General features: G+C 66.9%; 10 protein-coding genes. 6 read left to right on the top strand and 4 right to left on the bottom strand.

The genetic code is table 11. The annotated features are described in order from the left end of the window. Window positions 1-13 precede the first annotated feature (13 nt). Window positions 14-997 (bottom strand): hypothetical protein, encoded by a 984-nt coding sequence (locus AC3WTC_RS02040; protein ID WP_492710331.1) that lies wholly within the window; start codon window positions 995-997, stop codon window positions 14-16. Next, window positions 994-1,512 (bottom strand): RNA polymerase sigma factor, encoded by a 519-nt coding sequence (locus AC3WTC_RS02035; RefSeq protein ID WP_229291374.1) that lies wholly within the window; start codon window positions 1,510-1,512, stop codon window positions 994-996. Before AC3WTC_RS02035 ends, AC3WTC_RS02040 begins: the two co-directional genes overlap by 4 nt. A 247-nt stretch (window positions 1,513-1,759) precedes the next feature. Between AC3WTC_RS02035 and AC3WTC_RS02030 the strand changes: the two genes are divergently transcribed. Continuing rightward, on the top strand, window positions 1,760-4,606 hold the full coding sequence (locus AC3WTC_RS02030; RefSeq protein ID WP_032977624.1) for a bifunctional diguanylate cyclase/phosphodiesterase: 2,847 nt from the start codon (window positions 1,760-1,762) through the stop codon (window positions 4,604-4,606). Between the two features lie 19 nt (window positions 4,607-4,625). On the opposite strand, the gene AC3WTC_RS02025 is transcribed toward AC3WTC_RS02030, so the two are convergent. Next, on the bottom strand, window positions 4,626-5,219 hold the full coding sequence (locus tag AC3WTC_RS02025; RefSeq protein WP_025875132.1) for an LOG family protein: 594 nt from the start codon (window positions 5,217-5,219) through the stop codon (window positions 4,626-4,628). Window positions 5,220-5,409: 190 nt separating this feature from the next. Beyond that, window positions 5,410-6,906: an aminotransferase class III-fold pyridoxal phosphate-dependent enzyme gene (locus AC3WTC_RS02020; RefSeq protein WP_059063854.1), complete on the bottom strand. Its 1,497-nt coding sequence runs from the start codon at window positions 6,904-6,906 to the stop codon at window positions 5,410-5,412. Between the two features lie 210 nt (window positions 6,907-7,116). Between AC3WTC_RS02020 and queA the strand changes: the two genes are divergently transcribed. The 5 genes from queA to secF all read left to right on the top strand — a co-directional run bounded on the left by queA (window position 7,117) and on the right by secF (window position 12,846). Further along, a complete protein-coding gene (gene queA / locus AC3WTC_RS02015) occupies window positions 7,117-8,184 on the top strand; it encodes a tRNA preQ1(34) S-adenosylmethionine ribosyltransferase-isomerase QueA (RefSeq protein WP_093819902.1) in 1,068 nt (355 codons plus the stop codon). Between the two features lie 136 nt (window positions 8,185-8,320). Continuing rightward, a complete protein-coding gene (tgt, locus tag AC3WTC_RS02010; protein WP_134832389.1) occupies window positions 8,321-9,451 on the top strand; it encodes a tRNA guanosine(34) transglycosylase Tgt in 1,131 nt (376 codons plus the stop codon). A gap of 136 nt (window positions 9,452-9,587) precedes the next feature. Next, entirely contained in the window at window positions 9,588-9,932 is a 345-nt protein-coding gene (gene yajC / locus AC3WTC_RS02005; protein ID WP_025875124.1) for a preprotein translocase subunit YajC, read from the top strand. A gap of 61 nt (window positions 9,933-9,993) precedes the next feature. Beyond that, window positions 9,994-11,850: a protein translocase subunit SecD gene (secD, locus tag AC3WTC_RS02000; protein ID WP_033830879.1), complete on the top strand. Its 1,857-nt coding sequence runs from the start codon at window positions 9,994-9,996 to the stop codon at window positions 11,848-11,850. A gap of 15 nt (window positions 11,851-11,865) precedes the next feature. Further along, window positions 11,866-12,846, top strand: coding sequence for a protein translocase subunit SecF (secF, locus tag AC3WTC_RS01995; protein ID WP_025875120.1), 981 nt, complete (start codon window positions 11,866-11,868; stop codon window positions 12,844-12,846). Window positions 12,847-13,268: the final 422 nt, after the last annotated feature.

Genomic DNA, 13,268 nt, shown 5'->3' with positions numbered 1-13,268 from the left:
CCGCCGACGTGCTTCAGTCGTCCAGCAACGGCCGCACATCCTTTGGCAGGCGTGCCTCTGGATAGGTCTGCAGATAACGCTCCAGGCTCGCCCGGGCCAGGTCGCGCTGGCCGGCGTCGCGGCGCTCGCGGATCTTCTGCAGCCATTGCCGGCGTGGCAGCCCGGCATCGGCCTGCACTTCGGCCTGTACCGCGTCCGCGCTGAGGTTCGCGTCGCTTGCGCGGCGCATGACGCCAGGCGCGGTTCTGCCGGCCGCGTCCTGCTTGGCCGCGGTGAGCGCGACGCGGTCTTCGGCCGTGGCCTGTGCGGAGGGCATGGATTCGGCCGTCGCCGCAGTGGCCTTGCGGGCCCTCATCGTCGCGGCAGGAGCCGCAGGCGCAGGCGCCGAATAGGCTTCGGCTGCGGGGGGCGCCGCCGCCGGCATCGGAGGCGGCGCAAACGCTGTGTCGGCTGCAGGCGCAGGTGGCGGTGCCGGCGCCATCATCGGAGCAGGTGCCTGCCGGGGTGCGGCAGGCGCGGGTTTCACCACCTCCGCGATGGTCGGTGCCGGTGCCGGTGCTGCCTTGGCCGCCGCAGGTGCCGGTGCTGCGACCGGTGCAGGTACCGGTGCGGCTTCGGTGGTCGCGACATCGGCGGCCGCGCTGTCGTAGGCCGTGCCTTCGGCGCTCGCATCGGCCGCCATTTCCTGTGCAGCCGGCGCGGTGGCAACTGCCTCGGCAGGGGCCGAGGGCGGCTCTGGACGCATCTGCCAGGCGATGCCAACGGCGAACACCGCCGATGCGGCCACGCCGAATACGGCCGGCCAGCGGCGGCGCGGGCGCAGCGTGCGCGGTGCCACCGGCGCTGGGGCCGCCTCGAGTGCTGGCGTCTCCACGGCCGCACGCGCAGCGGCGAGGATCGCCGCATCCAGTGCCGGCGGAGGGCCCTGTTCGGTGCGGCGCCCAAGCAGGCGTGCCAGTTCGCGTTCTTCCGGCGTCAGTGCATCGTCTCGGTTCATGCGTTCAGTCCCGCACGCAGCTTGTCCATCGCATAGCGCAGCCGCGATTTCACGGTTTCCCGGCCAACGCCGGTGATCTGGCCGATCTCCTCCAGGCTCAGTTCCTGTTCCAGCCGCAGCTGCAGCACTTCGCGCTGTTCTGCGGGCAGTTCTTCCATCGCCAGCTGGATGCGGCGACGTTGCTCGAATTCGGACAGTTCCGCTTCCGGTGTCTGCCCATCTTCCAGCGCGGCCAGGCGCAGATCGGCATCGGCCGGTGCAGGGGGGCGATGGCGGGCGGCGCGCCAGTGGTCATTCAGGCGGTTGTGGGCGATGCGGAACAGCCAGGTGCTGAAGGCGGCATCGGCCTGCCAGCCTGCACGCGCGCTGATCACCCGCTGCCAGACGTCCTGGAACATCTCCTCGGCCAGCGCGGTGTCGCGCAGCTGCCGCAGCAGGAAGCCGAACAGTCGCTTGCGATGACGGGCATACAGGCTTTCGAACGCGTGCACTTCACCGGCGGCCCAGGCCAGCATCAAGGCTTCATCGGTTGGCAGGGCGCTGGCATCCACGCCGTACAGGGTAAGCCCTGCAGGCGGTGGCGCATAGCCAGCGATGGGGTGGGACAGGGCGACAGTCACGGCAGGAACCGGGAGGGGATCGAAAGGAAAAACGCCCGAGGGCACGTTTCGGGGTTGCCGGGCTTCCATTGCCCCCCGGGTGGCGCGTTATGCTCGGTAATTCAGGGGAGGCGGCGCTCAGGCGGCGCCAAGAGAACGTCATTTGTCCACCGAAGCCGACCGCGCGCTGGAAGCGTCAAACAACGAGCCTGTGCTGAGCGCAGCGCTGGTGCGCGCGCTGCATGCGCTGCTGCCGGAAACGGCGATCGTGCGCGTCGGCTGGGACGATCCGCAGCTCGGCAGCGGGCAGGGCGGTTGGCCGATCGGCGGCGGCGAGGAGGACATCTGGCAGCCGCTGGCCGACCACGCCGAAGGCCGCCACGGCTGGGAATACGACGGCGCCCGGCTGCTGCTGTCGGTACGCGGCGCGACGCCTTCCCCGGCCTGGTGGGGGCTGGCCCGGCAGGCCATGGAGCTGGCCCTGCAGCGGGGCCGCCAGGCGGGGCAGATCAAGGCGCTGGAAGAAGCTGAGCGGTTGCAGCAGGCCCTGTTCCAGATTGCCGACCTGGCCGGTGCCGACCTGGAAATGAGCGAGATGCTGCGCCACGTGCATGGCGTGCTGGGCACGCTGATGTACGCGCAGAACTGCTACATCGTCGAGTATGACGATGCCCGCCGGCAGATCCGCTTCCTGTACTTCGCCGACCAGGTCGATGATTTCGTCGCCGATCCTGCCCAGGGCTACGACATCGACCAGATGCCGCGCAGCCTGACAGTGGCGCTGCTGCGGCATGGCCGGCCGTTGAGCGGGCCTTCGCGCGAACTGCTGGCGCGGGTAGACCAGGAGCACGACCCGCAGCGCGGCCCGGAGAGCCTGGACTGGCTGGGCGTGCCGATGCTGCGCGATGGCCGGGTGTGCGGTGCGATCGTGGTGCAGAGCTACGAGCATGCCGACCGCTACGGCGAGGCCGAACGGGCCCTGCTGGGTTTTGTCGCCCAGCACGTGCAGACCGCCATGGACCGCCGCCAGGCGCAGGTGCGGCTGGAGCAGCAGGTGGAACGGCGCACGCAGGAGCTGCAGCGCGCCAATCTCAGCCTGCAGGATGAAGTGGCCGAGCGCCGCCGCGCCGAGCAGTTGCAGACCGCGCTGTACAACATCGCCGAAATGGCGATGTCGGCCGACAGCCTGGCGCAGTTCTACGGGCAGGTGCACGGCGTGGTCGGGCGCTTGCTGGATGCGCGCAATTTCTATATCGCGCTGGTCAATGCCGAGGGCGATGGGCTGGATTTCGTCTATTCGGTCGACGAGCACAACGCGAGTCGTGCACCGCGCGCGTTCAGTCGTGGCCTGACCGAGTACGTAGTCCGCCATCGTCGGCCCCTGCTGGCCTCGCGTGCGCAGATCGATGCGCTGCTGGAAACCGGCGAGGTGCGCGAATCCGGCGCACGTTCGCAGTGCTGGCTCGGCGTGCCGTTGCTGCGCGACGACGAAGTGGTCGGTGCGATCGTGGTGCAGAGTTACACCGAGCAGATCGCCTTCAGCGTGCATGACCAGCGCCTGCTGATCTTCGTTGCGCAGAACATCGGCACCGGTCTTGCGCGCCAGCGCGACCAGCAACGACTGCGCTCGGCGCATGCCGAGCTGGAAAAGCGGGTGGAGGAGCGCACCCGCGAGCTGGGCGAGGTGAACGAAAAACTGCTGGGCCAGATCGGCGAGCGCCTGCGCGCCGAGCAGCGACTGACCCACCAGGCGATGCACGACGCGCTGACCGGACTGCCCAATCGCCTGCACCTGCTGGACAGGCTGCAGGATGCGCTGGCGCTGGCCCGGCGCGAAGGTGGCCCGGTGTTCGCGGTGCTGTTCCTGGACCTTGACCGCTTCAAGCTGGTCAACGACAGCATCGGTCACGCCGCCGGCGATCGCATGCTGGTGGAAGTAGCCAAGCGCATCGTGTCCATGGCCGGCGACAATGATGTGGTGGCGCGCCTGGGCGGTGATGAGTTCGCCGTGCTGCTGCACTGTCCGGAGGGCCTGGCGCAGGCACTGGATTTCGGCCAGCGGCTGTTGCTGGCGCTGCAGGAATCGATGTGGATCGCCGGTCGCGAGCTGTTCCCCTCCGGCAGCCTGGGCATCGCCTTGTGGAACCCGCGCTATCGCACCGGCGAGGAACTGCTGCGCGACGCCGATGCGGCGATGTACCGGGCCAAGGCCCAGGGCCACGACCGCTGCTCGATCTTCGATGAGGAAATGCGCGAGCAGGCGCTGCGCAGCCTGGATCTCGAGGCCGACCTGCGGCGGGCGATCAACAACCGTGATTTCGTGCCGTTCTACCAGCCGATCGTGCGCCTCTCCGACGGCGAGGTGGTCGGCCACGAGGCCCTGCTGCGCTGGAAGCACGAGCGCCGTGGACTGCTGCTGCCAGGCGCGTTCCTGGAACTGGGCGAGGAAAGCGGCCTGATCGAACAGGTCGACTGGTTGATCTACGAGCAGGTCATCGCCGGCCTTGCCGATGGTGGGCGTGGCTATGTGTCGGTCAACGTGTCGCCGCGGCATTTCCGCTCCGCCGAGTTCAGCGGGCGCCTGTATGGCCTTCTGGAGGCGAGCAACGCGGACCCGCGGCGGCTGCGCCTGGAGATCACCGAGGTGGCGCTGCTCGATGACGGTCCACACACGCTGCGCATCCTGAAGGGCCTGCGTGAACGCGGCATCCAGGTGCAGCTGGATGATTTCGGCACGGGTTTCTCGGCGCTGTCCTACCTGCACCGTTTCCCGATCAGCACGTTGAAGATCGACCAGAGCTTCATTGCCGGCCTGCACGGCCCGGAGGCACAGAGCACGCGCGCGCTGGTCGAAGGCGTGCTGTCACTGGCACGCACGCTGGGCATCGAGACGATCGGCGAAGGCATCGAGACCGAGGCGCAGCGTGACACGCTGTTCGAGCTCGGCTGCGACTACGGCCAGGGCTACCTGCTGGGCCGGCCGGCACCGTGGACGCGCGCGGCAGCCTGAGCCACCGCGCACGTAGTCTTCAACGCAGCGCCGCGCGGCGCTTCTCGTCGATCCACTTCGAGGCCTGGGCCGGTTGATAGTTCTTCATCCAGGCCAGCATCTCCTCGATGTCCGAGCCGTACCACAGGTCCTGGCGCTGCTCGGGGTGCAGGAAGCGCTCTTCCACCATGCGATCGATCATGCCGATCAGCGGCGCATAGAAGCCGTCCACATCAAGGAACGCGCAGGGCTTGTTGCCGATGCCGAGCTGGCGCCAGGTCAGCATCTCGAAGATCTCTTCCATGGTGCCGAAGCCGCCGGGCAGGGCGACGAAGCCATCGGACAGATCGAACATGCGCGACTTGCGCTCATGCATCGAACCGACGATCTCCAGTTCGGTCAGGCCGCGATGGGCCACTTCCCAGTCGGCCAGCTGGCGCGGAATCACGCCGGTGACCTCACCGCCGGCGGCGAGCACGGCATTGGCCACGGTACCCATCAGGCCGACATTGCCGCCGCCGTACACCAGGCGCATGCCGTCGCGGGCGATGCGATCGCCCAGCGCGATGGCGCGTTCGGTGTAGACCGGCTTGCTGCCAGCGTTGGAACCGCAGTACACACAGATCGACTTCATGGATCTTCCTGTCTTGGCCGGAAACGAAAACGCCCCGCGGTCAACCAGTGAAGCCGGTCGCAGGGCGGGGTGTCCGGGCAATTATGAGGCTTTGCCGTTGTTCTCTGTAGCGCCGGGCTTTGCCCGGCGATATTTCGTTCAGATCAGGGCCAGCCCTTCAGCCGGGCAGCGCCCGGCTCTACGAGGGTCTTTACGCAGCGGCCGCCTGTTCGCGGCGCGGCCCTTCACGCAGCGCACGGCCCACCATGCCTACCAGGAGGTCCAGCTCGCTGCTGTCCATGCCGAAGTGCGGGGTGAAGCGCAGCGAGTTCTCGCCACCATGGATCACGTTGATGCCGTGCTGGCGCAGCCATTCCTCGGTGGAATTGGCGCCATAGCACTTGAACTGCGGGGCCAGTTCGCAGGAGAACAGCAGGCCGGTGCCCTGCACCTTGGTGATCAGGCCGCCCAGTTCGTTCTTCAGTTGCTCCAGCTTGCGCACGGCCTCGGCACCGCGCTCGGCGATGTTGGCGCGGACCTGCGGGGTCAACTGGGCCAGGGTGGCGCAGGCCACGTCCAGCGCACGCGGGTTGCTGGTCATGGTGTTGCCGTAGATGCCCTTGCGGTACAGCTGCGCGGCGTGCTCGGTCACGGCCAGCACCGACAGCGGATACTGCGCGGCGTTCAGTGCCTTGGAGTAGGTTTCCATGTCCGGCGCGTCCAGGCCTTCAAAGCCGGGATAGTCGACCACCGACAGCACGCCGTGGGCGCGCAGGCCGGCCTGGATCGAGTCCAGCAGCAGCAGGCTGCCATGGGCGCGGGTCAGTTCGCGGGCCAGCGCATAGAACGCCGGCGGCACGGAGCGGCCCGGGTCACCTTCGCCCATCACCGGCTCCAGGAACACCGCTTCGATGAACCAGTTGTTGTGCGCGGCATCCTCGAACACCTTGCGCAGGCCGGCCTCGTCGTACGGGGCGACGGTGATCACCGACTCTTCGCCACGGTAGCTGGCCAGGTGCTGCATGTAGGTCTTGCGGCTGGAATCGGAATACAGCGCCGGTCGGTCGGTGCGACCGTGGAAGCTGCCCTTGATGACTACGCGCTTGATTGCCGCACCGGCATGGCGGGCACCCGGGTCGGTCTGCAGCTTGGCGTTGACGTCGGCGATGCGCGCGGCCAGGCCAACCGCTTCAGAGCCGGAATTCAGGCACATGAAGCGCGTGAACGGGCAGCCGCCACGACGGTGGCCGATCTCGGCCCGCAGCGCGGTGATGAAGCGCTGCTGGGACAGGCTGGGGGTCATGATGTTGGCCATCACCTGCGGCCGTGACATCGCTTCCATGACGGCGTCCGGGGTGTGGCCGAAGCCCAGCATGCCGTAGCCGCCGGCGTCGTACAGCACCGCGCCTTTCAGGGTGACCACCCACGGACCACGCGCGGCCAGCGCCACGTACGGGGTCACCGCATCATCGGCGTAGAAATTGACGAAGCCGTCCTGCATGGCATCGATCTGCGCCTGCTCATCCTGTGCCAGCAGCGGCCCCAGCTCAGCCTGCACGCGCGCGAATTCGGCAGCAGCGGCATCGACCGCGGCGACCAGCTGCGGATGGTTGGCGGCGAGGGCGGTCAGGGTTGCGTCATCCAGGCCGTTGGTGAGGCGGGTGCCGGGCTGGGCGCGGAGGGGGGCGAGGCGTTCGATGAAGCTCATTGCAGATCTCCTGAAACGTTGGGTCGCACGGGCCTTCAAAAGCAAAACGCGCGTCTTCACGCGCGCTTGGGGCGGGCTCGTGCAGCGGACTTCCTCGTCGATGCTAGCACTTGTTTTTTTGCGCGATAACCCCGCAAAAGACTGCTGCATAGCAGCATTTTGCGCGACGTTCGGCCTCGCTCGTGCCGGCTCGCAGACGCTGGACGTACAATGCGCGCCATTGTCGACCTGTTGCCGTCCACTGCCTTGAAGAAGTCCGATTTCCATTACGAACTGCCGGCCGAACTGATTGCCCAGGCCCCCTTGGCCGAACGCTCGGCGAGCCGCCTGCTGCTGGTGCCGCCGGCGCCGGCTGCCTTCACCGACCTGCAGGTGCGCGACCTGCCATCGCTGCTGCAACCGGGCGACCTGCTGGTGTTCAACGACACCCGGGTGATTCCGGCGCGCCTGTTCGGGCAGAAGGCCAGCGGTGGCCGCGTGGAGATCCTGATCGAGCGCCTGCTCGGCGGCCAGCAGGCGCGGGCCCAGGTCGGTGCCAGCAAGTCGCCGAAGGCCGGCAGCCGCATCGCCCTGGATGCCGGTGGCGAAGCCGAAGTGCTGGGCCGCGATGGCGAGTTCTACGTGCTGCAGTTCCATGTGCCGGAATCGCTGGAGCAGTGGCTGCTGCACGCCGGCCGGCTGCCGTTGCCGCCCTACATCCAGCGCGAGCCCGGCGTGGATGACCGCGAGCGCTACCAGACCGTGTTCGCGCGCGAAGTGGGCGCCGTGGCGGCACCGACCGCCGGCCTGCACTTCGATGAGGCGCTGCTGGCAGCACTGAAGGACAAGGGCGTGGATTTCGGCCACGTCACCCTGCACGTGGGCGCAGGCACGTTCCAGCCGGTGCGCGCCGACGACCTGAAGGACCACGTCATGCACCGCGAGTGGCTGAACGTCGGTGCCGAGCTGGTGCAGCAGGTGCGACGCACGCGTGCGGCCGGTGGCCGGGTGATCGGCGTCGGCACGACGGTGGTGCGCGCGCTGGAAAGTGCGATGCGTGAGGGGGAGTTGCTGCCGTTTGCGGGTGAAACGCAGATCTTCATCACCCCCGGCTACCGGATCCGCAGCGTCGACGCGATGGTGACCAATTTCCATCTGCCCGAAAGCACGCTGCTGATGATGATCTCGGCGTTTGCCGGCAAGGAGCGCGTGTTCGAGGCTTATCAGCACGCGATCGAGCAGCGCTACCGCTTCTTCAGCTACGGCGACGCGATGCTGCTGTTCCCGCAGGCGGGGTAGGGCGAGGTGGGTAGCGCCGGGCCATGCTCGGCGGGGCGCAGTTGCGGGTCATCCGCCGGGCATGGCCCGGCGCTACCGGAGCAGGAAAGGCGGTTTTGGGAGACAATGGGCGACTATTTGCCCGAACGACCGCTCCATGTCCCGATTGCAGTTCCAGCTCCAGACCCGTGATGGCCGCGCCCGCCGTGGCCGCCTGACCTTCCCGCGTGGCACGGTGGAAACGCCGGCCTTCATGCCGGTGGGGACCTATGGCTCGGTCAAGGGCATCCTGCCGGACCAGGTGCGTGCGCTGGGCGCCGAGATCATTCTCGGCAACACCTTCCACCTGTACCTGCGGCCGGGCCTGGACATCATCGCCGACCACGGCGGCCTGCACGGCTTCTGCCGCTGGGATGGCCCGATCCTGACCGACTCCGGCGGCTTCCAGGTGTTCTCGCTGGCCCACCGCCGCAAGATCACCGAGCAGGGCGTGACCTTCGCCTCGCCGACCGACGGTGCCCGGGTGTTCCTGGGCCCGGAGGAGAGCATGAAGATCCAGAAGGTGCTCGATTCGGACGTGGTGATGATCTTCGACGAGTGCACGCCGTACCCGGCCACCGAGGACGTCGCCCGCCGGTCGATGGAACTGAGCCTGCGCTGGGCCCAGCGCAGCCGCAACGCGCATGACGAGCTGGGCAACGATGCGGCCCTGTTCGGCATTGTCCAGGGCGGGGTGCATACCGACCTGCGCAGCCGTTCGGCCGAGGCCCTGCAGGGGATCGGCTTCGACGGCTATGCCATTGGCGGCCTGGCCGTGGGCGAACCGGAAGACGAGCGCAACGCCATGCTCGACCATCTGGACCCGGAGCTGCCGGCCGACCGTCCGCGCTACCTGATGGGCGTTGGCCGCCCTGAAGACCTGGTCGAGGGTGTCGCCCGTGGCGTGGACATGTTCGATTGCGTGATGCCGACCCGCAATGCGCGCAACGGCCACTATTTCACCTCGTTTGGCACCGTCCGCATCCGCAATTCGCAGTACGCGCGGGACATGGACCCGATCGAGCCGGGCTGTGGCTGCGTGGCCTGTGCCGGCGGCTATACCCGCTCGTACCTGCGCCATCTGGACCGCTGCAACGAGATGCTGGCGCCGATGCTGGGCACCCAGCACAACCTCTTCTATTACGAAAAACTGATGGCCGACATCCGCGTAGCCATCGAGGCGGGAACCTTCCTGGCCTTCCGCGAGTCCTTCTACGCAGCACGCGGGGCGGTAGCGCCGCCCCTGTAAACCCGCAGCACCCCCTGCCAAACGGCCCAAGGACGAACGCCCGGGGCCGTGGCATACTTCAAGGCTGACCCAGATCCGCGGTCGACACCTCGTGCCCGTGAAACGGCCGAAGCGCCGCCCAACCAAAGGACCAACGATGAACCTGCTTGCCTTCCTGATTCCCGCCGCCCACGCCCAGGCCGCTGGCGGCCAACCGCAGGGCATGGGCCTGACCACGCTGCTGTTCCCGATCATCCTGATCGCCATCATGTACTTCCTGATGATCCGCCCGCAGATGAAGCGGCAGAAGGAGCACAAGGCCATGCTGGAGAAGATCAAGCGCGGCGACGAAGTGCTGACCAACGGCGGCATCGCCGGCAAGGTCACCGATATCGGCGACAACTTCGTCACCGTCGAAGTGGCCGAGAACGTGCGCATCCGCGTGCAGAAGGGCGCTGTCGGCAGCGTGCTGCCGACCGGCACCCTGGATTCGGCCAAGTAAGCCACTCCCTTTCTGAAGCACAACCGCGGCGCCGGGGATGGCGCCGCGCGGGACCCAAGCAATGCTCGAATTTCCACGCTGGAAGTACGTCGTCATCGTGATCGTACTGGCGCTCAGCACGCTGTACGCACTGCCCAACATCTACCAGAAGGACCCGGCCATCCAGATCACCGCCAACCGTGGCGGGCAGATCGACGATGCGCTGCGCGACCGTGTGCTGGCCGACCTGAAAAAGGCCGGTGTCACCACGATCGGTGCAGAGAAGGAAGGGGACAGCCTGATCGTCCGCCTGTCGGACCTGAAGTCGCAGTCTGCCGCCAGCGATGCGCTGCGTGACAGCGTGGGCGAGAACTACACGGTTGCCCTGAACCTTGCCTCGACCGTGCCGGACTGGCTGGCCAAGCTCGGCGGCCGCCCGATGGTGCTGGGCCTGGACCTGCAGGGCGGCGTGCACTTCGTGCTGCAGGTCGACCAGAAAGCCGCGCTGGACAAGCGCCTGGACGCCTACACCGAGGACGTGCGCAGCACCCTGCGTGATGCGCGCATCGCCTACCAGTCGGTCGAGCGTCGTGCCGACAACACCATCGTCGCCAACCTGAGCCCGTCGGCCGGCGAAGACGCCGGTACCCGTGCCCGCGCCGCGCTGGCCAAGGCGCAGCCGACCCTCGGCTATGACGTCAGTGGCAACCGCATCACGGTCTCCATTCCGGAAGCGGAAATCACGCAGATCGCCAACGGCGCCATCGAGCAGAACATCAACACCCTGCGCAACCGCGTGAACCAGCTCGGCGTGTCCGAGCCGATCATCCAGCGCCAGGGTGCTGATCGCGTGGTGGTGCAGCTGCCGGGCGTGCAGGACACGGCCGAAGCCAAGCGCATGATCGGTGCCACCGCCACCCTGGAATACCGGGCCGTGGTGGAAGGCAACGCGCAGGACGCCATCGCGTCGGGTCGTATTCCGCCGGAAGCGAAGGTCTACCAGCGCCGTGACAACGGCGGCCCGGTGCTGCTGAACAAGCGCGTGATCGTCACCGGTGACCAGATGGTGGCTGCGCAGGCGGTGACCGACTCCACCAGCGGCACCCCGGCAGTCAGCGTGACGCTGAACAACGTCGGTGGCCAGCGCATGTTCGACTTCACCAGCGCGAACGTGAACAAGCCGATGGCGGTGGTCTACACCGAGCGCGTGCCGACCGTGACCGTCGTCGACGGTGAGGAAGTGCGTGGCTTCAAGGTCAACGAGGAAGTGATCTCGGTGGCCAACATCAACGGCGTGTTCGGCAAGAACTTCCAGACCACCGGTCTGCAGAAGAAGGAAGCCGAGGACCTGGCCAAGCTGCTGAAGTCGGGCTCGCTGGCTGCGCCGATGGACTTCGTCGAAGAGCGCGTGGTCGGCCCGAGCCTGGGCGCGGAGAACGTCAAGAACGGCATCACCGCGGTGGTCTATGCGTTCATGTTCACCCTGGTGTTCTTCACCATCTACTACCGCATGTTCGGTCTGATCACCTCGATCGCGATGCTGTTCAACCTGCTGATCGTGGTGGCGGTGATGTCGCTGTTCGGCGCGACCATGACCTTGCCGGGCTTCGCCGGTCTGGCGTTGTCGGTCGGTCTGTCGGTCGACGCCAACGTGCTGATCAACGAGCGTATCCGTGAAGAACTGCGTGCCGGCGTGCCGGGCAAGACCGCGATCGTGACCGGTTACGAGCGTGCGTCGGGCACCATCCTCGACGCCAACCTGACCGGCCTGATCGTCGGTGTGGCGCTGTTCGCATTCGGTACCGGTCCGCTGAAGGGCTTCGCGCTGACCATGATCATCGGTATTTTCGCTTCCATGTTCACCGCGATCACCGTATCGCGTGCACTGGCGACGCTGATCTACGGCCGTCGCAAGAAGCTCCAGAACGTGGCCATCTGACGGGACGACACGCACATGAAACTGTTTCCGCTGCACATCCTCCCGAACGATACCAAGATCGACTTCATGCGCTGGCGCCATGTCGCGATGGTCGTCACGATCATCGTGTTCCTGGCCTCGATCGGCATCATCGGCTTCAAGGGCTTCAACTACGCTCTGGACTTCACCGGCGGCACCCTGATCGAAGCCCGCTTCGAACACGCGGTGGATGTCGAGGACGTCCGCAGCAAACTTGAGCAGAACGGCTTCGACGGCGCCCAGGTACAGAGCGTCGGTGGCAACACCGACCTGCTGATCCGCCTGGCCCCGCACGGTGAGCATGCTCCGGGTACCGGCGGCGCTTCGGCCGAGGACAAGGCGACTGCCGCGGCCGTGGTCAAGGCGGTCTCTTCGGCTGACAACCAGGCCACCGTGCTGCGCAACGAGTTCGTTGGCCCGCAGATCGGCAAGGACCTGGCGATGAATGGCCTGTACGCCACCATCTTCATGCTGGCCGGCTTCCTGATCTACATCGCGGTGCGTTTCGAATGGAAGTTCGCGGTCACCGCGAGCATCGTGGCGATGTTCGACCTGATCGTGACGGTGGCCTACGTGTCGCTGCTCGGCCGTGAGTTCGACCTGACCGTGCTGGCCGGCCTGCTGTCGGTGATGGGCTTTGCGATCAACGACATCATCGTGGTGTTCGACCGCGTCCGCGAAAACTTCCGCAGCCTGCGCGTGGAGCCGATGGAAGTGCTGAACCGTTCGATCAACCAGACGCTGTCGCGTACGGTGATCACCGCGGTGATGTTCTTCCTGTCCGCACTGGCCCTGTACCTGTACGGCGGCAGCTCGATGGAAGGCCTGGCCGAGACGCACATGATCGGTGCGGTGATCGTGGTGCTGTCCTCGATCCTGGTGGCGGTGCCGATGCTGACGGTCGGCGCGCTGCGCGTGACCAAGCAGGACCTGCTGCCCAAGGCCAAGGACGTCGAGGCCCTGGCGCGCCGTCCGTAAGCCTCTGCTGCACGCAGTACACAGAAAACCCCGCGCAAGCGGGGTTTTTTGTTGGCAGGGCTGCGCCCTGCACCCGCCGAGGCAAGAGCAACGTCAACGTCCAAAGCGGAGCTGGCTTTCTGCTGGCTGGGCGGGGCCATGTGGGTTGGCAGGACACGCCGTAAACCCGTCCATGGGGGCTCGATGGCGCCATCCATGGCGCCAACGGTCCTGCCAACCCACATGGCCCCACCCCCGACAGATTCCTGCGGCTGTTGGTAGGCGTCGACCTTGGTCGACACATCTGTCGGATATCGAATGAAACTCATCCGTGTCGACCAAGGTCGACACCTACCAGGGCTGGATGCTGTTCCAACAGATCGCGGGAAACTGTCGAAGGCGGGGTGGGTCCGGTTGAGGGGGCGTGAGCCGCATGGATGCGG

Source organism: Stenotrophomonas sp. FW305-C-20-S1, assembly GCF_058783335.1.
The sequence above is the reverse complement of the archived record's forward strand: the minus strand, read 5'-3'. Positions and strand labels throughout refer to the sequence as shown.